23 protein-coding genes are annotated in these 23,935 nt (G+C 75.3%); 21 read left to right on the plus strand and 2 right to left on the minus strand.

All coding sequences use genetic code 11. From position 1 onward, the window contains the following. Positions 1-21: 21 nt before the first annotated feature. The 9 genes from dacB (at position 22) to ACWIX3_RS07235 (ending at position 9,542) form a co-directional block, all read left to right on the plus strand. Positions 22-1,440 carry a D-alanyl-D-alanine carboxypeptidase/D-alanyl-D-alanine endopeptidase gene (dacB, locus tag ACWIX3_RS07195; protein WP_448611392.1) on the plus strand — a complete coding sequence of 473 codons (1,419 nt, stop codon included), beginning with the start codon at positions 22-24 and terminating at the stop codon, positions 1,438-1,440. A gap of 88 nt (positions 1,441-1,528) precedes the next feature. Then, entirely contained in the window at positions 1,529-2,614 is a 1,086-nt protein-coding gene (locus tag ACWIX3_RS07200; protein ID WP_448611393.1) for a zinc-dependent metalloprotease, read from the plus strand. Positions 2,615-2,633: 19 nt separating this feature from the next. Then, a complete protein-coding gene (gene hpt / locus ACWIX3_RS07205) occupies positions 2,634-4,259 on the plus strand; it encodes a hypoxanthine phosphoribosyltransferase (RefSeq protein WP_448611394.1) in 1,626 nt (541 codons plus the stop codon). A gap of 356 nt (positions 4,260-4,615) precedes the next feature. Further along, the gene (gene ftsH, locus ACWIX3_RS07210) at positions 4,616-6,604 is read left to right on the plus strand and encodes an ATP-dependent zinc metalloprotease FtsH (protein WP_448611395.1); all 1,989 of its coding nucleotides are present in this window, start codon (positions 4,616-4,618) and stop codon (positions 6,602-6,604) included. Next, positions 6,601-7,218, plus strand: a complete 618-nt coding sequence (gene folE, locus ACWIX3_RS07215; protein WP_448611396.1) for a GTP cyclohydrolase I FolE — start codon at positions 6,601-6,603, stop codon at positions 7,216-7,218. The genes ftsH and folE overlap by 4 nt, the downstream gene beginning before the upstream one ends. Beyond that, the gene (gene folP / locus ACWIX3_RS07220; protein WP_448611397.1) at positions 7,215-8,075 is read left to right on the plus strand and encodes a dihydropteroate synthase; all 861 of its coding nucleotides are present in this window, start codon (positions 7,215-7,217) and stop codon (positions 8,073-8,075) included. Before folE ends, folP begins: the two co-directional genes overlap by 4 nt. Next, entirely contained in the window at positions 8,068-8,442 is a 375-nt protein-coding gene (folB, locus tag ACWIX3_RS07225; RefSeq protein WP_448611398.1) for a dihydroneopterin aldolase, read from the plus strand. Before folP ends, folB begins: the two co-directional genes overlap by 8 nt. Before the next feature lie 13 nt (positions 8,443-8,455). After that, a complete protein-coding gene (gene folK, locus ACWIX3_RS07230) occupies positions 8,456-8,962 on the plus strand; it encodes a 2-amino-4-hydroxy-6-hydroxymethyldihydropteridine diphosphokinase (protein ID WP_448611399.1) in 507 nt (168 codons plus the stop codon). Positions 8,963-9,035: 73 nt separating this feature from the next. Next, positions 9,036-9,542: a DUF3180 domain-containing protein gene (locus ACWIX3_RS07235; RefSeq protein WP_448611400.1), complete on the plus strand. Its 507-nt coding sequence runs from the start codon at positions 9,036-9,038 to the stop codon at positions 9,540-9,542. Positions 9,543-9,609: 67 nt separating this feature from the next. On the opposite strand, the gene ACWIX3_RS07240 is transcribed toward ACWIX3_RS07235, so the two are convergent. Next, positions 9,610-10,782 (minus strand): ABC transporter ATP-binding protein, encoded by a 1,173-nt coding sequence (locus tag ACWIX3_RS07240; protein WP_448611401.1) that lies wholly within the window; start codon positions 10,780-10,782, stop codon positions 9,610-9,612. A 3-nt stretch (positions 10,783-10,785) separates the two neighbouring features. Here ACWIX3_RS07240 and ACWIX3_RS07245 point away from each other — a divergent pair, with 3 nt between their 5' ends. From ACWIX3_RS07245 to ACWIX3_RS07260, 4 genes are all read left to right on the plus strand, one after another. Next, a complete protein-coding gene (locus ACWIX3_RS07245) occupies positions 10,786-11,508 on the plus strand; it encodes an ABC transporter permease (RefSeq protein WP_448611402.1) in 723 nt (240 codons plus the stop codon). 73 nt (positions 11,509-11,581) lie between these two features. Further along, positions 11,582-12,313 carry an ABC transporter permease gene (locus tag ACWIX3_RS07250; RefSeq protein ID WP_448611403.1) on the plus strand — a complete coding sequence of 244 codons (732 nt, stop codon included), beginning with the start codon at positions 11,582-11,584 and terminating at the stop codon, positions 12,311-12,313. Between the two features lie 193 nt (positions 12,314-12,506). Continuing rightward, positions 12,507-13,514: a glycine betaine ABC transporter substrate-binding protein gene (locus ACWIX3_RS07255; protein WP_448611404.1), complete on the plus strand. Its 1,008-nt coding sequence runs from the start codon at positions 12,507-12,509 to the stop codon at positions 13,512-13,514. Positions 13,515-13,623: 109 nt separating this feature from the next. Then, positions 13,624-14,892, plus strand: coding sequence for a hypothetical protein (locus ACWIX3_RS07260; protein ID WP_448611405.1), 1,269 nt, complete (start codon positions 13,624-13,626; stop codon positions 14,890-14,892). 56 nt (positions 14,893-14,948) lie between these two features. Here ACWIX3_RS07260 and ACWIX3_RS07265 read toward each other — a convergent pair whose 3' ends face one another. After that, positions 14,949-15,701 (minus strand): SDR family oxidoreductase, encoded by a 753-nt coding sequence (locus ACWIX3_RS07265; RefSeq protein WP_448611406.1) that lies wholly within the window; start codon positions 15,699-15,701, stop codon positions 14,949-14,951. 363 nt (positions 15,702-16,064) lie between these two features. Here ACWIX3_RS07265 and ACWIX3_RS07270 point away from each other — a divergent pair, with 363 nt between their 5' ends. The 8 genes from ACWIX3_RS07270 to ACWIX3_RS07305 all read left to right on the plus strand — a co-directional run bounded on the left by ACWIX3_RS07270 (position 16,065) and on the right by ACWIX3_RS07305 (position 23,863). Then, entirely contained in the window at positions 16,065-17,024 is a 960-nt protein-coding gene (locus ACWIX3_RS07270) for a Rossmann-like and DUF2520 domain-containing protein (RefSeq protein WP_448611407.1), read from the plus strand. A 67-nt stretch (positions 17,025-17,091) separates the two neighbouring features. Continuing rightward, a complete protein-coding gene (gene panC, locus ACWIX3_RS07275; protein WP_448611408.1) occupies positions 17,092-17,964 on the plus strand; it encodes a pantoate--beta-alanine ligase in 873 nt (290 codons plus the stop codon). Further along, positions 17,961-18,386 (plus strand): aspartate 1-decarboxylase, encoded by a 426-nt coding sequence (gene panD, locus ACWIX3_RS07280; protein WP_448611409.1) that lies wholly within the window; start codon positions 17,961-17,963, stop codon positions 18,384-18,386. Before panC ends, panD begins: the two co-directional genes overlap by 4 nt. A 20-nt stretch (positions 18,387-18,406) precedes the next feature. Further along, a complete protein-coding gene (locus tag ACWIX3_RS07285) occupies positions 18,407-20,083 on the plus strand; it encodes an L-aspartate oxidase (RefSeq protein WP_448611410.1) in 1,677 nt (558 codons plus the stop codon). Then, on the plus strand, positions 20,080-21,036 hold the full coding sequence (gene nadC, locus ACWIX3_RS07290) for a carboxylating nicotinate-nucleotide diphosphorylase (RefSeq protein ID WP_448611411.1): 957 nt from the start codon (positions 20,080-20,082) through the stop codon (positions 21,034-21,036). Before ACWIX3_RS07285 ends, nadC begins: the two co-directional genes overlap by 4 nt. Before the next feature lie 3 nt (positions 21,037-21,039). Further along, positions 21,040-21,846: a type III pantothenate kinase gene (locus ACWIX3_RS07295; protein WP_448611412.1), complete on the plus strand. Its 807-nt coding sequence runs from the start codon at positions 21,040-21,042 to the stop codon at positions 21,844-21,846. A gap of 11 nt (positions 21,847-21,857) precedes the next feature. Then, complete coding sequence (lysS, locus tag ACWIX3_RS07300) at positions 21,858-23,363, plus strand: lysine--tRNA ligase (protein WP_448611413.1); 1,506 nt, start codon at positions 21,858-21,860, stop codon at positions 23,361-23,363. 146 nt (positions 23,364-23,509) lie between these two features. Then, the gene (locus ACWIX3_RS07305; RefSeq protein WP_072917115.1) at positions 23,510-23,863 is read left to right on the plus strand and encodes a histone-like nucleoid-structuring protein Lsr2; all 354 of its coding nucleotides are present in this window, start codon (positions 23,510-23,512) and stop codon (positions 23,861-23,863) included. Positions 23,864-23,935: the final 72 nt, after the last annotated feature.

Consider the following 23,935-nt stretch of genomic DNA (forward strand, 5'->3'; position numbering starts at 1 on the left):
CGCCGGAGGTCGCTTCAGGGGGTGGGCACCATCGCGTCCAGCGGGTCGGCGACCGTCACGCCGAAGTACTCCCGGTTCCGTCGCCGCCTCATCCTCGGGCTGGTCGCGCTGCTGCTCGTGGCGGGCGCCGGCGCCTGGTTCGTCGTCGCTCCGCGGGGGGACGACGACGCCACGGAGGTCGCCGCCGCGGAGGCCCGGTTGCCCGACGTGGAGCCGGCCGCCCCGGTGCTCGCGGCGCTGTCGTCGCAGGCGCCCGCTCCCGACGCCACGGTGCTCGCCGGCGAGCTCGCGCCGCTGCTGGCCGCCCCCGCCCTGGGCGCCGGCGTGGCGGCGCGGGTCGTCGACGTCGCCTCGGGGGAGGTGCTGCTCGACCAGAACGGCGCCGACCCGTCCACGCCGGCCTCGACGGCCAAGCTGCTCACGGCCGTCGCGGCGCTGACCACCCTCGGCCCAGACGCCACGCTGGAGACCACCGTCGTCGCGGGCTCCAGGCCCGACGAGGTGGTGCTCGTCGGCGGCGGCGACCCGACGTTGTCGCGGACCGTGCCCTCGCTGACCTACCCCGGGGCGCCGACCGTCGCCGACCTCGCCGCCCAGGTGCGCGGCAGCCTGCCGCCGGGGACCGCGGTCAGCCGCGTCGTCGTCGACAACTCGCTGTTCGACGGCCCGCTCACCGCCAGCGGCTGGGGACCCGGCGACGCGCCGTCCACCTACGCCGCGCCGGTCACCGCGACCGCCGTCGACGGCGCCCGGGTGAGCCCGACCGAGCTGCAGCGCAGCGGCGCCCCGGGCACCGACGCGGGCACCGCGCTGGCCGTCGCGCTCGACGTGCCCGGCGCGACCGTCGTCCTGGGCGACGCGCCGCAGGGCACGCAGACCCTCGGCACCGTGCGGTCGGCACCCGTGGCCCGGCTGGTCGAGCAGGCGCTGTCCCAGTCGGACAACCTGCTGACCGAGTCGCTGGCCCGCCACGTCGCCCTGGCCGGCGGCCTGCCGGCCACCTTCGAGGGATCGGGCGAAGCGGTCACCCGTGCGGTCGCCGGCGCCGGGTTCGACGTCACCGGTGTCTCGCTGTCCGACGGCAGCGGCCTGTCCGCCACCGACCGGGTCCCGGTCGCGCTGCTCGCCGACCTGCTCACCGGGGCCGCCGACGGCACGCTGGCCCAGGCGTCGCCCGTCCTGTCCGGCCTGCCCGTCGCCGGCTACGACGGCACCCTGGCCGAGCGCGGCGACGAGGACCCGGGGACCGCGCCGGGCTCGGTGCGCGCGAAGACCGGCACGCTGCTGGGCGTGCACGGCCTGGCCGGCACGGTGGTCACCGCCGAGGGCCGGCTGCTGGTCTTCGCCGTCCTCGCCGACGCCGCGCCCGCCAGCGGGCCGGCCGCCGAGGCCGCGCTGGACGACGTCGCCTCGGCGCTGGCCGCCTGCGGCTGCCGCTAGCGGCCCCTGTGACGGCCCTCCTGCAGGGTCCCACCGCGAGCGTGCGAGCGGTGGGGAGCAGGAGGGTCCTTTCTGTACCGTGAGGCCGATGAGCAGCCCCGCACGGATGGTCGACTGGGACCTCGCCGGACGCACCGCCCGCCGCCTGGTCGGCCCCGGGCCGCAGACCACGCGCGAGGAGGCCGCCGCGGTCGTGCGCGAGCTGCACGAGGCCGCCGCCACCGCCGTCGCGCACGTCGAGGGCCTCACCGGCCTGCGCCCCGTCCCGGGCGGCCGGGCGCCCGAGGTCGCCGTCGTCGACCGGCCCGGCTGGGTGGACGCCAACACGCAGGGGATGTCCGCGCTGCTCGACCCGCTGGTCGACGCGCTCGCCGCCCGGCAGGAGCACCGGCCCGGCCCGCTGGCCACCGCCATCGGCTCCCGCGCCACCGGCGTGCAGGCCGGCGGCGTGCTCGCTTTCCTCTCCTCCCGCGTGCTCGGCCAGTACGAGATCTTCGGCACCGGTGGCCGGCTGCTGCTGGTCGCGCCGAACATCGTCGACGCCGAACGCCGGCTGGGCGTCGACCCCAGCGACTTCCGGCTGTGGGTGTGCCTGCACGAGGTGACCCACCAGCTGCAGTTCACCGCCGTCCCGTGGCTCAAGGACCACCTCGAGGCGCAGATGGCCGAGTTCGTCGAGGTCACCGACCTGGACCCCGACGTGCTCCGCGACCGGCTCGGCGACGTGCTGCGCAGCGTCCTCGACGCGGCCCGCGGCGAGGCCGGTGGGGACGACGCCGGGCTGATGGCGCTGGTCCAGGACCCGCGGCAGCGCGCCGTCCTCGACCGGGTCACGGCCGTGATGAGCCTGGTCGAGGGGCACGCCGAGTACGTGATGGACGGCGTCGGCCCGGACGTCGTCCCGTCGGTGCGGACGCTGCGGAAGCGGTTCGCCCAGCGCCGCAAGGGCCGCGGGCCGATCGACCGCGTGCTGCGCCGGCTGCTCGGCCTCGAGCAGAAGATGCGGCAGTACGCCGAGGGCCGGGTTTTCGTCGGCGGGGTCGTCGACCTCGTCGGCATGGAGGGCTTCAACCGGGTGTGGGAGGGGCCGGAGAACCTGCCCCGCATCGAGGAGCTCACCGACCCCGCACGCTGGGTCGAGCGGGTGCACGGCCGCCCGGCCATCCCCGCCTGAGGGCGGACGGGACGGCGGGATGGCGGGTCCGCCGCGGGCCGTCGCGGTCCTGCGGACCGCCGTACGGCCGGGCCTGCGGAGCAGCAGCCGGCCGGTCCTCGCCGCGGTCAGCGGGGGAGCGGACTCCCTCGCCCTGGCCGCGGCCCTGGCCTTCGAGGCCCGCTCCGCCGGCGTCCGCGTCGGCGCGGTGACCGTCGACCACGGCCTGCAGCCGGGCTCCGGGGAGCGGGCCGAGGCGACGGCGGAGCTGCTGCGCGGGCTGGGTCTGGACCCGGTGATCGTCCGCCGCGTGGCGGTCGGGGCGGACGGCGGGCCGGAGGGCGCCGCCCGCGCGGCGCGGTACGGGGCGCTCGCCGCCGCGGCCGCCGACCTCGGCGCCCGCGTCGCGCTCGGCCACACCCTCGACGACCAGGCCGAGACCGTGCTCCTGGGGCTGGGCCGCGGCTCGGGTCCCCGGTCGGTGGCCGGGATGGTCGCCGAACGGACGACGGACGGCGTCCTCTGGTGGCGCCCGCTGCTCGGCGTCCGCCGATCCACCACCCGCCAGGCGTGCGCGGAGCAGGGGCTGCCGGTGTGGGACGACCCGTGGAACGCCGATCCCGCCTACACCCGTGCCCGGCTGCGCGCAGAGGTGCTCCCACTGATGGAGGCGGTGCTCGGCGGTGGCGTCGCGCCCGCGCTGGCCCGCACCGCGGACCTGCTCCGGGACGACCTCGACGCCCTCGACGAGCTGGCCGCGGCGCAGCTGGCCCGCCTCGCCGATGCCGGGCCGTCGCGCGTCCCGTCCCTGCCCGCCCGCGAGCTCGGCGCGCTGCCCGCTGCGCTGCGCCGGCGGGTGCTCCGCGGGTGGCTGCACGGTGGTGGTGTCCCCGACGTCCAGGCGGTCCACCTGCGCGCGGTCGAGACGCTCGTCACGGACTGGCGGGGGCAGGGTCGGATCGACCTACCCGGCGGTGCAGGGGCCCTCCGGACGTCTGGCAGGCTTGAGCTGTCGCCCCCCCGTCGCGCGGGGCCCCCGTCCCGAGGACGCACCCCACACCCGCGAGGAGTCCCGCCCGTGAGCGAGCCCGCCAGCGCTCCAGCAGAGCTCGGCAACGACCACGGCTACGGCCCGGACATCGACCACGTGCTGCTCAGCGAGGAGCAGATCCAGGCCAAGATCACCGAGCTGGCCGACCAGGTCGCCAGCGACTACGCGGGGCGCGAGGTGCTGCTCGTCGGCGTCCTCAAGGGCGCGGTGCTGTTCATGAGCGACTTCGCCCGGGCGCTGCGGCTGCCCACCCAGATGGAGTTCATGGCCGTCTCGTCCTACGGCTCGGCCACCAGCTCCTCCGGCGTCGTGCGCATCCTCAAGGACCTCGACCGCGACATCAGCGACCGGCACGTGCTGGTGATCGAGGACATCATCGACTCCGGGCTGACCCTGTCCTGGCTGCTGAAGAACCTCGGCGGACGGCGGCCGGCCTCGCTCGAGGTCTGCGCCCTGCTGCGCAAGCCCGACGCGGTGAAGGTCGAGGTCCCCGTCCGTTACGTCGGCTTCGACATCCCCAACGAGTTCGTCGTCGGCTACGGCCTGGACTTCGCCGAGCGCTACCGCGACCTGCCCTACATCGGGACGCTCAAGCCCGAGGTCTACTCGAGCTGACCCACTCGTCGAGGCCGCGATGATCAGCTGAGCTGATCATCGCGGGTCCTGGCTCACCGTCGGTCGTGAGCCAGGACCGCAGACGTGAGCTGAGCTGATCATCGGCACAGGGGACGGTGCAGGGCGGCGTACGTCGGGATCGCGGCCAGGCCGCGATGACAGCCCACCCGCCAGGGGGTTGTCAGCCGGGAGGCCGTTGCGGCACAGCTGTCGGACAGGCTCGCCGGTGTACCGTCGATCGCAACGACGCTGCACCGTAGCGCCAGGGTGCCCGCCCGGGCCGCAGGGAGCGTCCCCCGGACGATCAGGAGGGTGGACGGGACAGGCCGGAGCACCCGGCCGCCCGGCATCGGTGTATGGAACGCAAGAAGATCTTCCGCTCCGTGTGGTTCTGGGTCGTCCTCGTCGTCCTCCTGGCGCTGGCGTTCTCCTCGCTGTTCCGCGGCACCGGCGGTTTCCAGGAGGTCAGCACCGCGACCGCGATCGAGCAGATCGAGAACGGCAACGCGCGTCAGGTCACGATCAACGACAAGGAACAGACGCTCGACCTCGAGCTGGCCAACCCGGTCGAGGGCAGCGACCAGATCACCGCCTCCTACCCGCTGGGTGCTGCCGACGACGTCTTCGACCTGGTCTCCGGCCTGGGCGACGGCGAGGGCGTCGACTTCAACACCAACGTCACGCAGGACAGCGTCCTGGTCAGCCTGCTGATCAGCTTCCTGCCGTTCGTGATCCTCCTGCTCCTGCTGTTCTGGCTCTTCAACTCCATGCAGGGCGGCGGCCGCGGGGTCATGGCCTTCGGCAAGTCCAAGGCCAAGCAGGTCACCAAGGACACCCCGAAGACGACGTTCGCCGACGTCGCGGGCGCGGACGAGGCCATCGAGGAACTGCACGAGATCAAGGACTTCCTCGCCAACCCGGTCAAGTTCCAGGCCGTGGGCGCGAAGATCCCCAAGGGCGTGCTGCTGTTCGGCCCGCCCGGCACCGGGAAGACGCTGCTGGCCCGAGCCGTGGCGGGTGAGGCCGGGGTGCCGTTCTTCTCCATCTCCGGGTCCGACTTCGTCGAGATGTTCGTCGGTGTCGGTGCCAGCCGCGTGCGGGACCTGTTCGAGCAGGCCAAGACCAACGCCCCGGCGATCATCTTCGTCGACGAGATCGACGCGGTCGGCCGGCACCGCGGCGCCGGCATGGGCGGTGGGCACGACGAGCGCGAGCAGACGCTCAACCAGATGCTCGTCGAGATGGACGGCTTCGACGTCAAGGGCGGCGTCATCATGATCGCCGCCACCAACCGGCCGGACATCCTCGACCCGGCGCTGCTGCGCCCCGGCCGCTTCGACCGCCAGATCGCCGTGGACCGCCCCGACCTCGAGGGCCGCAAGCGGATCCTCGAGGTGCACGCCAAGGGCAAGCCGCTCGCTCCGGACGTCGACCTGGAGACCGTGGCCCGCCGGACGCCGGGCTTCACCGGCGCCGACCTGGCCAACGTGCTCAACGAGGGTGCGCTGCTCACCGCGCGCAACAACGGCGCGGTCATCACCGACGCGGTGCTCGAGGAGGCGATCGACCGCGTCATCGCCGGCCCCGAGCGCAAGACGCGGGCGATGAGCGAGAAGGAGAAGAAGGTCACCGCCTACCACGAGGGCGGCCACGCCCTGGTGGCGCACGCGCTGCCCAACCTGGACCCGGTGCACAAGGTGACGATCCTGCCGCGCGGCCGCTCGCTCGGTCACACGCTCGTGCTGCCGACCGAGGACAAGTACACCCAGACCCGGTCGGAGATGATCGACACCCTCGCCTACGCCCTGGGTGGCCGGGCGGCCGAGGAGCTCGTCTTCCACGAGCCCACCACCGGCGCCGGCAACGACATCGAGAAGGCCACCGCGATGGCCCGGGCGATGGTGACCCAGTACGGCATGAGCGCCAAGCTGGGCGCGGTGAAGTACGGGAGCGGTGACTCCGAGCCCTTCATGGGGCGGGACATGCACACCAGGCCGGACTACTCCGAGGCCGTGGCCGCCGACATCGACGGTGAGATCCGCGCTCTGATCGAGGCCGCCCACGACGAGGCGTGGGAGATCCTGGTCGAGTACCGGGGCGTCCTCGACCAGCTCGTGCTCGAGCTGATCGAGAAGGAGACCCTCTCCAAGGAGGACATGGCCCGCATCTGCGCGCCGGTCACCAAGCGCCCGTCGCTGGCTCCGTACAACGGCTTCGGCAAGCGCACCCCGTCGGACCAGCCGCCGGTGCTGACCCCCGCCGAGCGGGCGGCGCAGAACGGCAACGGCCACGTCGGCCATGGCAGCACCGCCGTGGGGGACGTCGGCGCCCCCGCGCAGAGATGAGCGAGGTCCCGGCGGAACCGGACGACCTGCTGGACCGGCCGCGGACGGGCGTCGACCACGCCCGGGCCGCGGCCGCCGTCCGGGAGCTGCTGCTGGCCGTCGGCGAGGACCCCGACCGCCCGGGCCTGCAGGGCACCCCGGACCGGGTCGCCCGCGCGTACGCGGAGACCTTCGCGGGTCTGTGGCAGGACCCGGCCGAGGTCCTGGCGACGACCTTCGACGAGGACCACGACGAGATGGTCCTGGTGAAGGACATCCCGATGTACTCGACCTGCGAGCACCACCTGGTGCCCTTCCACGGGGTCGCGCACATCGGCTACATCCCGGGCGACGACGGGCGGGTCACCGGCCTGTCCAAGCTGGCCCGGCTGGTCGAGGTCTACGCGCGTCGCCCGCAGGTGCAGGAGCGGATGACCAGCCAGATCGCCGACGCGCTGGCCGACGTCCTCAAGCCGCGCGGCGTGCTGGTCGTCATCGAGGCCGAGCACCTGTGCATGGCCATGCGCGGCGTCCGCAAGCCCGGCTCGTCCACGGTCACCTCGGCCGTGCGCGGCATCTTCCGGGACAACCCGGCGACCCGAAGCGAGGCGATGAGCCTCGTGCTGGGCCGGTGAACCCGCTCGAGCTGCCGCACCCCGACCACTGCATGGTCATGGGGGTCCTCAACGTCACGCCCGACTCCTTCTCCGACGGCGGCTGCTTCGCCGACGCGGGCGCGGCCATCGCGCACGGCCTGGCGATGCACGCCGGCGGTGCGGATTACGTCGACGTCGGCGGGGAGTCCACCCGCCCCGGGGCCGACCGGGTGGACGCCGCCGAGGAGTGCCGCCGGGTCGTCCCCGTCATCCGCGAGCTGTCCCGCGCCGGGGTGCGCACCAGCGTCGACACCACCCGCGCCGAGGTCGCCGAGGCGGCCCTCGAGGCGGGCGCGGTCCTCGTCAACGACGTCAGCGGGGGACTGGCCGACGAGAACATGGCCGAGCTGGTCGCCGGGGCCGGCGTCCCCTGGGTGCTCATGCACTGGCGCGGGCACAGCCGCGAGATGTACGCCGCCGCCCAGTACGGCGACGTCGTCACCGAGGTCTGCGCCGAGCTCACCGCCCGGGTGGAGGACGTCGTCGCCGCGGGCGTGACCCCCGAGCAGCTCGTCCTCGACCCGGGGCTGGGCTTCGCCAAGCGCGCCGAGCACAACTGGCGGCTGCTCGCCGGCCTCGACCGCATCGTCGGGCTGGGCCTTCCGGTGCTCGTCGGCGCCTCCCGCAAGTCCTTCCTCGGCCGCCTGCTCGCCGACGCCGACGGCACGCTGCGCCCGGCCGAGCAGCGCGACGCCGCGACGCTGGCCACCACGGTGCTGGCCGCGGAGGCCGGGGCCTGGGGGGTGCGCGTGCACGACGCCGCGGCCTCGGCCGACGCCGTCAGAACCGTCGCCGCCGTCCAGGGGGCCCGCCGCGAGGGGAAGCGCCGTGGCTGACGCCCGACCCGACCGCATCGCCGTCCGCGGGCTGACCGCGCACGCCTTCCACGGCGTGTACGAGGCCGAGCGCCGCGTGGGGCAGACCTTCCGCGTCGACGCCGTCCTCGAGCTCGACACCACCGCGGCCGCCGCCGACGACGACCTCGAGCGCACGGTCAACTACGCCGAGCTGGCCCGCGCGCTGCACAGCGTGCTGACGGGGGAGCCGGTCGACCTGCTGGAGACCCTCGCCCAGCGGCTGGCCGACGTCTGCCTGGACGACCCGCTGGTGGACGCCGTCGAGATCGCCGTGCACAAGCCCGAGGCCGACCTCGGCGTCCCCTTCGACGACGTCACGGTCACCATCCGGCGGGAGCGCACGTGAGCGAGGACGACTCGTGACCCGCGCCGTCCTGTCGCTGGGCGCCAACCTTGGGGACCGCGCTGCCGCGCTGCGCACGGCGGTCCGGGCGCTCAAGGACGACGGCGTGCTTGTGGCGCGCTCGACGCTGTACGAGACCCCGCCGTGGGGGCCGGTCGAGCAGTCGCCCTACCTCAACGCGGTGGTCGTCGTCCGCGGCGACCGGGACGCCGCCGGCTGGCTCGCCCGCGCGCACGAGCTGGAGCAGGCCGCTGGGCGCACCCGCGACGTGCGCTGGGGGTCGCGCACCCTCGACGTCGACGTCGTCACGGTCACCGGGGACGACGGGCAGCCGGTCCTCTCCGACGACCCCGCGCTCACGCTGCCCCACCCGCGGGCGCACGAGCGTGCCTTCGTCCTGGTGCCGTGGGCCAGCCTGGACCCCACCGCCGTGCTGCCCGGCCGCGGCCCGGTGCGCGACCTGCTGGCCGCGCTGCCGCCGGAGGACGTCGCGGCCGTCGTCCACTGGGAGCACCTCCGGTGAGCGAGCCCGCGAGCCCACGCCCGGGGGGAGCGACGCCGCGAAGGTGTTCGACGGGCGTCGGCGAGGAGGTCTCGTGACGCCGGTGAACCGGCGCGACCTGCTGGTCCTCGCCGCGGGTCTGGCCGTCGCCGCCTGGCTGGCGGTGGGGGCGGGCTACGGCTCGCTGCCCGCGCTGCGCTGGTGGCTCCCGGTGCCGCTCGGTGTGCTGGCCCTCGCCGAGGCCCTCGGCGCCCGCACGCTGCGCGCCCGGCTGGCCGCCCAGCGGGACCGTCGTCCCCCTGCCGAGCGCGGCGCCGCGCCGGTTCGGCCGGTCGAGCCGATGCTCGTCGCCCGGCTCGCGGTCCTGGCCCAGGCCAGTGCGTACGTCGGCGCCGCGTTCCTCGGCATCTGGGTGGGCGTGCTGCTCTACGTGGGGCCGGCGGTCTCGCGGCTGCAGACCGCCGGGTCCGACGCCGTCACCGGGGTCGTCGGGGTGGCGTGCTCCGCGGCGCTGGTCGTGGCCGCGCTGTGGCTGGAGTCGGTCTGCCGCGTCCCGCCGTCCTCCGACGACGAACGCCCACCGGGAGCGGTCCGCGGTTGAGGACGGCACCGCGGTTGAGGACGGCACCGCGGTCGAGGAGCGACCGGTGCACGCTGTCGGTTGTCGCTCAGGGAGCTGCGCGCCCCACCGACCGGCGAAGCGTGGCGTGCACGGCGGACGGGGTGAGGACGCCGAGGTAGCGGTCGCCGTCGAGGACCGGCACCCACCCGGCATCGGTCTGCAGGATGGCGGCCAACGCCGTCCGCAGCGAGGCCTGCACGGGCACCGCACCGTCCGAGCGGACGAGGGCCGCGGCGACCGTCCCCGCACCCGCGGCGCGCTCGGCGGGCAGCCACCCGGCCGGGCGGCCGCCGGCCAGCACCACCGCCCAGCCGGCGCCGGCGCGGTCCAGCGCGGCTCCTGCCTCCGCGAGACCGTCGGCGAGGCCGACCACCGGTGGGTGCTCCAGGTCGGCGGGCTCGATCGGTGTCACGGCCAGCCGCTTGAGCCCGCGGTCGGCGCCGACGAAGTCGGCCACCGTCCGGTTGGCCGGCCGGCCCAGCAGCTCGGCGGGCGGGGCGAACTGCTCGACGTGCCCGCCGGTGCTCATGACCGCGATGCGGTCGCCGAGCCGCACCGCCTCCTCGATGTCGTGGGTGACGAAGACGATGGTCTTGCGCACCGACTCCTGCAGCCGGAGGAACTCCGACTGCAGTCGCTCGCGGACCACCGGGTCGACGGCGGAGAACGGCTCGTCCATCAGCAGGACGCCGGGGTCGGCGGCCAGCGCGCGGGCCACGCCGGCGCGCTGCCGCTGACCGCCGGAGAGCTGGGCGGGGTAGCGGTCCCCGTGGACGGCGGGGTCGAGCCCCACCAGGGTCAGCAGCTCCTCGACCCGGTCGCGGATCTCACGGCGGTCCCAGCGGAGCAGCCGGGGGACGGTGGCGACGTTGGCCCGCACCGTCTGGTGGGGGAAGAGCCCGACGCTCTGGATGACGTAGCCGATGCGTCGGCGAAGCCGGTCGGCGTCGACCCGGGTGACGTCCTCGCCGCCGAGCAGGATGCGGCCCGTCGTCGGCTCGATGATCCGGTTGACCATCTTCATCGTCGTCGTCTTGCCGCAGCCCGACGGCCCCACCAGCACCGACAGCTCGCCGGCGGCGAAGGTCAGGTCCAGCTCGCCGACGCCCACGGTGCCGTCGGCGTAGACCTTGCTCACCCCCTCGAGCCGGATCTCGGGGGCGTCACCGGCCGCGGGGTCGGCCGTGCGCAGGGGGAGGGGAGCGGCAGTAGCGTCCACGGCGTGGCCTCCCTGGGTGCGCTGAGCGCGGTGAGCGGCCCGGCGGCCCCGGTGCTCGCCGCGGACGAGGCGCCGAACCCCTGGTTCGACCCGTCCTACGTGACCGACAACTGGGACACCATTGTGGGCCACCTCGGCCAGCACGTCAGGCTCACCGTCGGTGCGGTGGTGCTCGGCGCGCTGGTCGCGCTGCCGCTGGCGCTGCTGGCCCGGCGCACCCGGTTCCTGGCCGGCCCGGTCCTCGGCCTGAGCTCGGTCGTCTACACCATCCCGTCGCTGGCGATGTTCGCCTTCCTCGCGCCGTTCACCGGGCCGCTGTCGGCGACGACGGTCCTGATCGGGCTGACCCTCTACACGCTGGTCATCCTGGTGCGGAACTTCCTCGCCGGGCTGCAGGGCGTGCCCGCCGACGTGCGCGAGGCCGCCCGCGGCATGGGCTACGGCTCCGCGCGGCTGTTCCTGCAGGTCGACCTGCCGCTGGCCCTGCCGGCCTTCATGGCGGGCCTGCGGATCGCCACGGTCTCCACCGTCGCCCTGGTCACCGTCGGGGTCATCACCGGCAACGGCGGGCTGGGACAGCTGATCATCGGCGGCCTCAACGCCAACTTCTACCGGGCCGAGATCGTGACCGGCGCCGTCGGCTGCGTGCTGCTCGCACTGGTCGCCGACGTGCTGCTGGCCGGACTCGAGCGGCTGCTCACCCCGTGGACCCGGGCCGCGACGTGAGCGAGCTCGCGGGTCCCCGCACGGGCAGGGCAGCGCCACGAGCGCGGACGACGGTCGCCGGCGAGGAGGACGGGTGAGTGCCTTCGGCGACGCGTTCGTCTACCTCAACGACCCGTTCAACTGGACCCGGACCGGCGGCATCCTCGACCTGCTGGTGCAGCACCTGCGGATCTCCGCGCTGGCCGTGCTGCTCGCCGCCGTCCTCGCCGTCCCCTCCGGGGTGCTGCTCGGCCGCAGCGGCCGGGGCGCCGGGGCGGTCGTCGTCCTCTCCAACGTCAGCCGGGCGGTGCCCACCCTCGCCCTGCTCACCGTCCTGGCGGTGACCCCGCTGGGCTTCAGCGAGGTCGGCACCGTCCTGGCGCTGGCCGCCTTCGCCGTCCCGCCGATGCTGACCAACACCTTCGTGGGCTTCCGCGAGGTCGACCGCGACGTGCGGGAGGCCGCCCGGGCGATGGGCATGAGCCGCGGCCAGATGCTGACCCGGGTCGAGTTCCCGCTCGCCCTGCCGCTGGTCGCGACCGGCGTGCGGACGGCGGCGGTGCAGGTCGTCGCCACCGCGACCCTGGCCGCGCTCGTCGGTGGAGGAGGGCTCGGGCGGATCATCAACCTCGGCTTCGGGCAGCAGGACCACGGCCTGATCCTCGCCGGCGCGGTGCTGGTGGCCGCCCTGGCGCTGCTCACCGAGCTCGTCCTCGTGCTGGCCTCGGCCGCGGTGACGCCCGGCCCCCGCCGCTGGCCGCTCCGCCCCGTGCGGGCGCCGCGCGCCGGCCAGCCGGAGCCGACGTCGTCCGGCGTGCCGCTGTGACGAAGGACCCCTCCGCCCCCGCTCGCAGGCTCGCGGCGGGTGCCTGCAGAGGGGCCTTCCGTAACAACCGGGCAACAGCTGGCCGGTGTGCGTGGCCGGGCGGGGTGGTCAGCGGTTGCATGGCTGCGCGGGACTCCCCCCGCCAGACACGCGCGCGGACCGTGGGCCGCGCGGGACACAGAAGGCGGACCACATGCGCAGCCGTACAAGGATCCTCGTCCCCCTCGCCCTCACCGGCCTGCTGCTCACCGCCTGCGGTGAGTCCGGCTCCTCGGGCACCGGCGGCGCCCAGGCCAGCGGCGGCAGCGCGTCCGGCGACGCCTGCGCCCCCGTGGCCGGCGACCAGCTGGTGGTGCTGGAGGACGACAAGCAGCTGCAGAACGCCGACAACGTCGTCCCGGCGGTCAACATGGCCACCGCGATGGCCAACCCCGCTCTGCTGCCCGCGCTCGACGCGGTGTCGGCGGCGCTGACCACCGAGGAGCTGATTGAGCTCAACGCCGCCGTCGACCTCGAGCGGCAGAGCGCCGAGGACGTCGCCGCCGCCTGGGTCGAGGAGAACATCGACACCGCCGCCCTCGAGCAGGGCAGCGGGCCGGTCGTGGTCGGCGGCTCGAACTTCACCGAGTCGACCATCCTGGCCAACGTCTACGCCGACGTGCTCGGCGCCGCCGGCTTCGACGCCTCGGTGCGCGAGGTCGGCAACCGCGAGCTCTACCTGCCCGCGCTCATCTCCGGCTCGGAGATCCAGGTCTTCCCGGAGTACCTCGCGACCGTGACCGACGAGCTCAACGAGCTCACCAACGGCCCCACGGACGACGGCCCGGCCACCGGTGACGTGCAGGAGACGCGGACCTCGCTGCAGCCGCTGGCAGAGCAGGCCGGCCTGGTCTTCGGCGAGCCGTCCGAGGCCGCCGACCAGAACGCCTTCGCCGTCACCCAGGCCTTCGCCGAGGAGCTGGGCGTCTCCACGCTCTCCGAGCTCGCCGACGCCTGCGGCGACGGCTCGCTGGTCCTCGGCGGTCCCACGGAGTGCCCGGAGCGGCCGCAGTGCCGGCCGGGTCTGGAGGAGACCTACGGCCTGCAGTTCGCCGACTTCCGGGAGCTCGACGCCGGCGGCCCGCTGACGAAGGCGGCGCTGCAGCAGGGTGAGGTCTCCATCGGTCTGGTCCTCAGTTCCGACGGGGCGCTGGCCCAGTAGGGGAACGACCCCGGCCTCCCCGGGGTGCACGGGAGGAGGCGGGCGGGTGCGCCGCATCTCGGCCATCCGTTCCGTTATCAAGGGGCTCCGCACCGTTACCCTGATCGCCATGCGGGGGGACCGGGAGGACGCGTCGGCGCGCCCGCCCCGGGCGGCGGGTCCGGCCTCCCCGCGACCGCCGACGCTGGGCCTGGTCGCGGGCGCTGTCCTGGCGGTCGTGGCCACCGTCGTCGTCTTCCTGACCGACGACCCGCGGGTGCTGCGGCTGGCCGTCGTCGCCGCCGCCTGGGCCTTCGTGCTGGCCGCGCTCGTCGCCTCCCGGCGCTCCGCCGGGGTCGCTCCGGCGGACGGCGCGGGGCGGGCCGCCGTCGAGCGGGCCGGGGTCGAGCGGGCCGGGGTCGAGCGCGCTGCCGCCGAGCGCGAGGCCGAGCTGCGGCTGGCCTACGAGCTGGAGCTCGAGCGGGAGGTCGCAGCCCGCCGGGAGCACGAGCTGCGGGTGGAGAACGACCTGCGTCGCACCGCCGAGCAGTCGATGCGCGCCGAACTGGAGGCGCTGCGCGCGGAGCTGGCCCCGGTCAGCGAGCTGCGGCGGGAGATGGCCCAGCTGACCGAGCTGCGGCGGGAGATGGCCCAGCTGACCGAGCTGCGCCGCGAGGTCGCCGAGGTCGCCGGGCTGCGCCGGGACCTGACCGGCCTCGCCGAGCTCCGCACCGCCCTCGCCGGCCTCGACCTCACCGCCCTGGCCGACGTGCGCGCCGACGTCGGCCGGCTGCGCACCGAGCTGACCGAGCAGCTCTCCGCCGAGATGCTCGTCGAGCGGGTTCTGCTGCGCACCCAGTCCACCCGGACGACCCCTGCCGCACCCGGGCCCTCGGCTCCCCGGACGGTCGAGGCCGACAGCTGGACCGCTCCCGCGCCGGAGCTGACCGCCGCCTGGCCGGCCGTGCGGGCCGACGAGCCGGCTCCCGGCACCCGCCAGGTGGACGAGCTCCACGTCGAGCCGCGCCGGGCGCCCGCACCGCCACCCCCGCTGGACTGGCTGGCCAGCCGGTCGCTGCTGACTCCACCGTCGTCGGGCGAGCCCGAGCCGCGCCGGCGCCGCACCGACACCCCCGGGTCCACGGCGACGCCCGCGCCGGACGAGCGGCTCACCACCGAACGGCCGGTCGCCCAGCGGCAGCAGCCGCCGGTCCCCGGGCCGGCCGCGGTCGCGCCGACGGCCGAGGCGCCCGACCCCGCAGAGGAGGCCTCCGGGCGGCGACTGGCGGAACTGGTGGCCGAGAGCGGCCTCACCCCGCCGTCCGGCGGTCGCCGCCGGCGCCGCTACCGGGAGGACGACGAGAGCGACGACGTCCTGGCGCGGGTGCTCGGCCGCTGACGCGCTCCCCTGCAGGGTCCCGACGCGAGCCTGCGAGTGGCGGGGCAGGGGTCCTCTCAGGCGGGGCCGCGGGACAGCGCGCCGCCGTCGAGCACCAGCGTCTGGCCGGTGACCCAGCCCGCGCCGTCGCCGAGCAGGTAGGCCGCGGCCTCGCCGACGTCCTCGGGCACGCCCAGCCGGCCCACCGGGTACTGCGCCGCGACCTCGGCCTCCCGGCCCTCGTACAGCGCCCCGGCGAAGCGGGTCTTCACCACTGCCGGCGCCACCGCGTTGACCCGCACCGTCGGGCCGAGCTCGACGGCGAGCTGGGTGACCAGGTTGACCAGTGCCGCCTTGCTCACCCCGTAGCCGCCGATCATCGGTGAGGCCTTCAGCCCGGCCACCGAGGCGACGACCAGCACCGAGCCGCCGTGCTCGCCCATCCAGGCCCGCCACGCCTCCTGCACCAGGCCGAGGGTGCCGACGACATTGGTGTCGAGGATCTTGCGGAAGCCCTCCAGCGGGAGGTCGACCAGCGGGCCGTAGACCGGGTTGATGCCGACGTTGCCGACGAGCATCTCCAGGCTGCCGAAGGTGTCGACGGCGGTGCGCACGGCCTCGGCCCGGTGCTCGGCGTCCCCCGCGTTGCCGGCGACGCCCACCGCCACCTCCGGGCCGCCCAGCGCGGACACCGCCTCGGCCAGCGCGTCCGGCTTGCGGCCGGTCACGACGACCCGCGCCCCGCGCGCCACCAGGCTCTGCGCGATCGCCAGGCCGATGCCCCGGCTCCCGCCGGTGACCAGCGCCGTCCGTCCCTCGAGGTCGCCCACCCGTGTCCTCCCGCCGTGCTCGTCCGCTGCTGTCGGACACCGTAGGCGGCGGCTGGAGTGGCGAGAGGCGGCGGCTGGAGTGGGCGAGCTCGCGAGCCCACCGACGAGCACGGCACCTGGGCAAACGGAACGGCCGAGCGCCGGCGAGGCCGTGCAGTGACCCACCCCACACGGGCGAGGCGTTGCACGCACTGCGAACCGGTCACACACTCGCCTTCGGCGTGACACCCGCGTGACACCTCCGGTCGCAGCGGGCCCAGCGCCGGCACCACCGCAGGACCGCAACACGCGACGGGCTCCAACGGTGGAGTCCGCGACCACCGAGTCCGGTACCCGCGAGGGACTGGAACGAGAGGTGCACCGATGCCTGCTGCCCGCAGGATGCTCCGCGCTGCCGGTCTCAGCCCGGCGGACACCGCTCCCGCCCGTCTCCGCGTCGGCATCGTCGGCGCCGGGCGCGTCGGCGCCGTCCTCGGCGCCGCCCTCACCGCCGCCGGTCACGACGTGGTCGCCGCCGCCGGCCTCTCCACCGCCTCCGCCGAGCGCGCCGCCCGGCTGCTGCCCGGCGTGCCGCTGCTGCCCACCGACGAGGTCGTGGCCGCGGCCGACCTCGTGGTGCTCGCCGTCCCCGACGACAGCCTGGCCGGCCTCGTCTCCGGCCTGGCCGAGACCGGCGTCTGGCGCGCCGGCCAGCTGGCCTTCCACACCTCGGGGGCGCACGGCCTGGCCGTCCTCGCCCCCGCCGCGCGGGCCGGCGTCCTGCCCCTGGCGCTGCACCCGGCCATGACCTTCACCGGCGCACCCGAGGACGCCGACCGGCTCGCCGGCGTCCCCTTCGGCGTCACCAGCGCACCGGAGCACCGGCCGGTGGCCGAGACGCTGGTCCTGGAGATGGGCGGCGAGCCGTTCTTCGTCGCCGAGGCCGACCGCGGGCTCTACCACGCCGCGCTGGTCACCGGCGCCAACCACCTGGTCACGCTGGTCGCCGAGGCCGCGGACCTGCTGCGCACCGCGGGCGTCGCCGAGCCCGGCCGCGTGCTCGCCCCGCTGCTCACCGCCGCTCTGGACAACGGCCTGCGCCGCGGCGACCGAGGGCTCACCGGACCGGTCAGCCGCGGGGACGTCGGCACCGTGCGCCAGCACCTGGACACCCTCGCCGAGCGGGCTCCGGGGTCGGTCGCGGCCTACGTCGCGCTGGCCCGCCGCACCACCGAGCGCGCGCTGGCCACCGGCCGGCTCAAGCGGCACGAGGGCGGTCCCCTGGTCGACCTGCTCGACGGCCACGTCGCGGGTTCCCTCGCGAGCGAGCGAGCGGAGGGCTGAACGTGGTCCTCCCACCGGCCGGCTCCCGGTGAGCCGCTCGCGGCCCGTGGTGGCGGCTCGACCGGAGGTGGCCGAGACGGTCGCCGAGCTGCGCGGGCTGATCGCCGAGCTGCCCGGCCCGATCGCGCTGGTGCCCACGATGGGCGCCCTGCACGAGGGCCACCGCACCCTCGTCCGGACCGCCCGGGAGCGGGCCGGCAGCGTCGTCGTCTCCGTCTTCGTCAACCCGACCCAGTTCGGGCCCGGTGAGGACTTCGACCGCTACCCGCGCACCTGGGACGCCGACCTCGCCGCGCTGGCGGAGGAGGGCGCCGACGTCGTCTTCCACCCGCCGGTGCACGAGGTCTACCCGCCCGGTGCGGTCGGCGTGACGGTCCACCCCGGCCCACTGGGCGACGTCCTCGAGGGCGCCGTCCGCCCCGGCCACTTCGCCGGCGTCCTCACCGTCGTCGCCAAGCTCCTCGGCCTGGTCCGCCCCGACCTCGCCCTCTTCGGCGAGAAGGACTACCAGCAGCTCACGCTCATCCGGGCGATGGCCCGCGAGCTGGCGCTGGGCGTCGAGGTCGTCGGCGTGCCCACGGTCCGGGAGGACGACGGGATGGCGCTGTCCTCCCGCAACCGCTACCTCTCGCCGGAGCAGCGGAGCACCGTCGCCGCGATCTCCCGGGCGCTGCGCGCGGGCGCCGCGGCCGGTCCGCAGGGTGCCGAGGCCGTCCTGGCCGCCGCCCGCGCCGTCCTCGCCGAGGCGCCCGGCCTGGTCCAGGACTACCTGGAACTGACCGATCCGGACCTGGGGCCCCCGCCGGCAGCCGGCCCGGCCCGGCTCCTCGTCGCCGCCCGCGCCGGCAGCACCCGGCTCATCGACAACACCGCTGTGCTCCTCACCCGCCCGGCCCAGCCCTCCGCACGCCCAGCCCGTCCCTCGGGAGGACCGCGATGATGCGCACGATGCTCAAGTCCAAGATCCACCGTGCGACGGTCACCCAGGCCGACCTGCACTACGTGGGCTCGGTGACGATCGACGAGGACCTCCTCGACGCGGCCGACCTGATCCCGGGCGAGCAGGTCGCGATCGTCGACGTCACCAACGGCGCCCGGCTGGAGACCTACGTCATCCCCGGCGAGCGGGGCAGCGGCGTCATCGGCATCAACGGCGCCGCGGCCCACCTGGTGCACCCCGGCGACCTGGTCATCCTGATCAGCTACGGCCTCATGGACGAGACCGAGGCGAAGTCCTCCGTCCCGAGGATCGTGCACGTCGACGCCGCCAACCGCGTCGTCGAGCTGGGCGGCGACCCCTCGGCCCCGGTCCCCGGCGCCCCCGACCAGCAGCGCAGCGACCTGGGCGTACCGGTCAGGTGACCGAGCTGGCGAGGTCACCCGTGAGCACGCTGGCGGCCGGGCGCGTCACCGGGCTCCCGCGGCGCCTCGCCGCGCCGGCGCCCGGCTGGGAGCTCACCGCCGACGTCTGCGTCGTCGGCTCAGGCGTCGCCGGGCTGTGCGTGGCGCTGCACGCCCGGGCGGCCGGGCTGTCGGTCGCCGTCGTCACCAAGGTGCGGGTGGACGACGGGTCGACCCGCTGGGCGCAGGGCGGCATCGCCGCCGTGCTCGACCCCGCCGACACCCCCGAGGCGCACGCCCGCGACACCGAGGTGGCCGGGGTGGGGCTGTGCGAGCCCGACGCGGTCTCCGTGCTCGTGCACGAGGGCCCCGAGCGGCTGCGCCAGCTGATCGGCTGGGGCGCCGCCTTCGACCGCGACCCCGCCGGCCGGCTGCTGCTGACCCGCGAGGGCGGGCACTCCGCCGACCGGATCGTGCACGCCGGCGGCGACGCCACCGGCTCGGAGGTGCAGCGCGCGCTGCAGGACGCCGTCCGCGCCGACCCGGGGGTCACCCTGGTCGAGCACGCGATGGTGCTCGACCTGCTCACCGACGCCACCGGCCGCGCCGCGGGGGTCACCCTCCACGTGCTGGGCGAGGGCAGCGCGGACGGCGTCGGCGCGGTGCGCGCCCGCGCGGTCGTGCTGGCCACCGGCGGCATGGGCCAGGTCTACGCCGCGACCACCAACCCGCCGGTCTCCACCGGGGACGGCGTCGCCCTCGGCCTGCGCGCCGGCGCGGTCGCCACCGACCTGGAGTTCGTCCAGTTCCACCCCACCGCCCTGTACCTGGGCCCGGACGCGCGCGGTCAGCAGCCGCTGGTCAGCGAGGCACTGCGGGGCGAGGGAGCGGTGCTGCGCGACGGGGCGGGGAAGCGGTTCATGGTCGGCGTCCACCCGCTGGCCGAGCTCGCGCCCCGGGACGTGGTCGCCAAGGCGATCACCCGCGTGCAGCTGCGCGACGGCGTCGACCACGTGGAGCTCGACGCGCGCGAGGTGCCGGGCCTGGCCGCGCGGTTCCCGACGATCGTGGCCAGCTGCCGCGCGGCCGGCGTCGACCCGGTCACCGACCTGGTGCCGGTCACCCCGGCTGCGCACTACGCCTCGGGCGGTCTGGTCACCGACCTGGCCGGCCGGACGACGGTGCCCGGGCTGTACGCCTGTGGCGAGGTGGCCTGCACCGGCGTGCACGGGGCCAACCGGCTGGCCTCCAACTCGCTGCTCGAGGGGCTGGTCTTCGCCGCTCGCATTGGCGCGGAGCTCGCCGGGGCCCTGCCGCCGTCCGCTCCCGCCGTGGCGCGCGAGGCCGCGCCGTCCGGACTGCTCGACCCCGCCGGCCGCCGGGTGGTGACCGAGACGATGTCGGCGCGTGTCGGCGCGCTGCGCAGCGGCACCGGACTGGCCGAGGCGACCGGGCGGCTGGCCGGCCTGGCGGCGGAGCTCGGCCCGGACGTCGCCCCCGGCGTGGCCGGCTGGGAGGCCACCGAGCTGCTGACCGTCGCGAGCGCGCTGGCGACCGCGGCCGCGGCCCGCGAGGAGACCCGCGGCTGCCACTGGCGCGAGGACCACCCCGGGACCGAGGAGGACTGGCGGGTGCACCTGGACGTACGGCTCGACCACGACGGCGCCCTGCGGGTGACCCGCCGCCCCGTGGGGACCCCCGTGGTGGGGGAGTGGTGAGCGAGCGGGCGAGCTCACCGCTGGGCGGGCGGGGGCGGGGAGCGGTGACCGGCGACCCGCGCTCGCTGGAGGGGACCGGCCTGTCCGAGGCGTGGGTGGCCGAGCTGGTCGAGCGCACCCTTGCCGAGGACCTCACCGGCGGTCCGCCCCTGCCCGGCGCCCCGGACCTGGCCGTCGCGCACGACGTCACCAGCGCCGCCACGGTGCCGGCGGGGCAGCTGGGCACCGCGGACCTGGTCGCCCGCGCCGACGGGGTCGTGGCCGGCCTGCCGGTCGCCGCCCGCGTCTTCACCCGGCTCGCCCCCGGCGCCACGCTCACCGCGGGCGCCACCGACGGCGACCGGGTGGCCCGGGGCGACGTGCTGCTGACCGTCCGCGGGCCGGTGCGCGCGCTGCTGGCCGCCGAGCGCAGCGCCCTGAACATCGCCGGCCGGGCCAGCGGCATCGCCACCCTCACCCGCCGCTGGGTGGACGCGGTCGAGGGCACCGGCGCCGTCGTGCTCGACACCCGCAAGACCACACCCGGGCTGCGGCCGCTGGAGAAGTACGCCGTCCGCTGCGGCGGCGGGTCGAACAAGCGCATGGGGCTCTACGACGTCGCCATGGTCAAGGACAACCACGTCGCCGCCGCGGGCTCGGTGGCCGCCGCCGTCGCCGCGGTGCGGGAGCGGGCGCCTCGGGTGGCGGTGCAGGTCGAGGTCGACGTGCCCGCCCAGGCGGTCGAGGCGGTGGAGGCCGGTGCGGACTTCCTGCTCTGCGACAACATGCCGCCCGACACCCTGCGCGAGGTCGTGGCCCTGGTCGGCGGCCGGGCCGAGCTCGAGGCCACCGGCGGGCTGACCCTCGAGGTGGCCCGTGCGGTCGCCGAGACCGGCGTCGACTACCTCTCGGTCGGCGGGCTCACCCACTCCGCGCCGATCCTCGACCTCGCCCTCGACCTGCGGGCGGGCTGAGCGGTGCTGCTCACCGTCGACGTCGGCAACAGCCAGACCGTCCTGGCCACCTTCGACGGTGCGCGCCGGGTCGGCTGTTGGCGGGTCACGACGGCGCCGCGGGCCACCAGCGACGAGCTGCGGATGCTCTGGCGCGGGCTGCTGCGCGACACCGAGGTCACCGGGGTGTCGGCCTGCTCGACGGTGCCCGCGCTGCTGCCGGTGCTGCGCACGCTGCTGGACTCCCTGGACGTGCCCGTCGTCCTCATCGGGCCGGGCGTGCGCACCGGCGTCCCCCTGCACGTCGACAACCCGCGCGAGGTCGGCGCCGACCGCGTGGTCACCGCGCTGGCCGCGCACGAGCTGTACGGACGGCAGCCCGACGGCGGCGGTCGCCCGGTCGTCGTCGTCGACTTCGGCACCTCCACCAACGTCGACGCCGTCGGTCCGCAGGGGCAGTTCCTCGGGGGCGCGCTCGCCCCCGGCGTGGAGGTCAGCCTGGAGGCGCTGGCCGCCCGCGCGGCGCAGCTGCGGTCGGTGGAGCTGAGCGTGCCCGCGCACGCGATCGGCAAGAACACCGTCGCGGCGCTGCAGTCGGGTCTGGTGCTCGGCTTCGCCGGGCTGGTGGACGGGCTGGTGTCGCGGATCGCCGCCGAGCTGGTCGCCCAGTTCGGCGTCGCGCCGGTCGTCGTCGCCACCGGTGGGCTGGCGCCGCTGGTCGCCGACAGCTGCCGCTCGATCGGCGAGCGGGAGCCCGACCTGACGGTGCACGGGCTGCGGCTGGCCTTCGAACGGCAGGAGGCGACCGGGCGGCGCGCGGCCTCCCCGTAGGCTCGCGTCCCGTGACCGAGGTACCGCCTGGCTCTCCGGACGACGAACTCCCCGAACAGCTCCGGGTGCGCCGGGCGAAGCTGGACCGGATGCGCGAGGCCGGCGTCGACCCCTATCCCGTCGCCGTCCCCCGGACGACCACCCTGGCGGAGGTCCGCGAGAAGCACCCCGACCTCGAGCCTGACACGATGACCGGCGAGCGGGTCGGCGTCACCGGCCGGGTCATCTTCGTCCGCAACACCGGCAAGCTGTGCTTCGCGACGCTGCGCGAGGGCGACGCCGAGCTGCAGGTGATGCTGTCCCTCGACCGGGTGGGCGAGCAGTCGCTGGCCGCCTGGAAGTCCGACGTCGACCTCGGCGACCACGTGTTCGTCGAGGGCGAGGTCGGGACGTCGCGGCGTGGCGAGCTCTCCGTGTTCGCCGACTCCTGGCAGCTGACCGCCAAGGCGCTGCGGCCGCTGCCGGTGGCGCACAAGCCGATGAGCGAGGAACTGCGGGTGCGTCGTCGGTACGTCGACCTCATCGTGCGCGACGAGGCGCGCCGCACCGTCCGGCAGCGGGCCACCGTGATGTCGACGCTGCGCCAGGAACTGGGCACGCGCGGCTATCTCGAGGTCGAGACGCCGATGTTGCAGACCGTGCACGGCGGTGCCGCCGCACGGCCGTTCCGCACCCACATGAACGCATTCGACCTCGACCTGTACCTGCGCATCGCACCGGAGCTGTTCCTCAAGCGGTGCATCGTCGGTGGGCTGGACCGGGTCTTCGAGATCAACCGCAACTTCCGCAACGAGGGTGCCGACAGCACCCACTCGCCGGAGTTCGCGATGCTCGAGGCGTACCAGGCCCATGCCGACTACCAGGTGATGGCCACGCTCACCCGCGAATTGACGCAGCGGTGCTGCGAGGCGCTGTTCGGCGACCACGTCGCGCGGCACAACGACGGCACCGAGATCGACCTGTCGGGGGAGTGGCGGCAGGTGCCGCTCCACACGCTGGTCTCCGACGCCGTCGGCGAGGAGGTCACCCCCGAGACGCCGCTGGAGACGCTGCGCGGCCTCGCCGAGCGGCACGAGGTCGGCGTCGACCCCGCCTGGGTCCCCGGCAAGGTGGTCGAGGAGCTGTTCGAGGCGCTGGTCCAGGACGCGCTGCAGGAGCCGACCTTCGTCGTCGACTACCCGCTGGACACCTCGCCCCTGACCCGGGCGCACCGGTCCCGGCCCGGGCTGGCCGAGAAGTGGGACCTGTACATCGCCGGAGTGGAGCGGGCGACGGCCTACTCCGAGCTGGTCGACCCGGTGGCGCAGCGCGAGCGCCTGGTCGCCCAGTCCGTGCTCGCCGCGAAGGGCGATCCCGAGGCCATGGCATTCGACGAGGACTTCCTCGAGGCGCTCGAGTACGGGATGCCGCCGACCGGTGGCATGGGGATGGGCATGGACCGGCTGATGATGACGCTCACCGGATTGGGCATCCGGGAGACCATCCTCTTCCCGTTGGTGCGGCCGCTCTCCTCCTGAACGAGGGGGTGCCTTTTCTCACCCCATTGTGCGGCGTCTGTTTCTCTGCGGCGCTAATGGTCTATGGTCTGCACCGGCAGAGAGAACGGATCCGGCCGGGGTGCAAAGGCCCTGACCGCTCAGAGACGTGGGAGTGGAGAAGGCGAATGGCGCGTAAGGTGCAGGTCATCCTCAGTGACGACCTCGACGAGAACGTGCCCGCGGACGAGACGGTGAGTTTCTCGCTCGACGGCACGAACTACGAGATCGACCTGTCGGAGAAGAACGCTCAGGAGTTGCGAGACGCGTTCTCCCGTTATGTGCAGGCCGCGCGCAAGGTCGGTCGTGGCAGCGGTCGCGCCTCCGGCGGCGGGCGGTCGCGCGCCACGGGCGGCGGCGGCCGCATGGACCGCGAGCAGGCCGGCGCCATCCGCGACTGGGCCCGCAAGAACGGCCACGCGGTCAGCGACCGCGGGCGCATCCCGGCCAGCGTCGTCGAGGCCTACGAGGCCGCGCACTGATGTGAGGACCCCCTTGCAGGGTCCCACCGCTCGCACGCTCGCGGCGGGACCCTGCAAGGGGGCCGGTGGTGC

It is taken from the genome of Geodermatophilus sp. URMC 60 (genome assembly GCF_053502585.1).

Coding starts and splice junctions, on each gene's coding strand:
- ACWIX3_RS07200 (WP_448611393.1), top strand. CDS start 1,529: ATGAGCAGCCCCGCACGGATGGTCGACTGGGACCTCGCCGGACGCACC.
- panD (WP_448611409.1), top strand. CDS start 17,961: ATGATGCGCACGATGCTCAAGTCCAAGATCCACCGTGCGACGGTCACC.
- hpt (WP_448611394.1), top strand. CDS start 2,634: ATGGCGGGTCCGCCGCGGGCCGTCGCGGTCCTGCGGACCGCCGTACGG.
- ACWIX3_RS07270 (WP_448611407.1), top strand. CDS start 16,065: ATGCCTGCTGCCCGCAGGATGCTCCGCGCTGCCGGTCTCAGCCCGGCG.
- ACWIX3_RS07260 (WP_448611405.1), top strand. CDS start 13,624: ATGCGGGGGGACCGGGAGGACGCGTCGGCGCGCCCGCCCCGGGCGGCG.
- folE (WP_448611396.1), top strand. CDS start 6,601: ATGAGCGAGGTCCCGGCGGAACCGGACGACCTGCTGGACCGGCCGCGG.
- ACWIX3_RS07255 (WP_448611404.1), top strand. CDS start 12,507: ATGCGCAGCCGTACAAGGATCCTCGTCCCCCTCGCCCTCACCGGCCTG.
- ACWIX3_RS07305 (WP_072917115.1), top strand. CDS start 23,510: ATGGCGCGTAAGGTGCAGGTCATCCTCAGTGACGACCTCGACGAGAAC.
- ftsH (WP_448611395.1), top strand. CDS start 4,616: ATGGAACGCAAGAAGATCTTCCGCTCCGTGTGGTTCTGGGTCGTCCTC.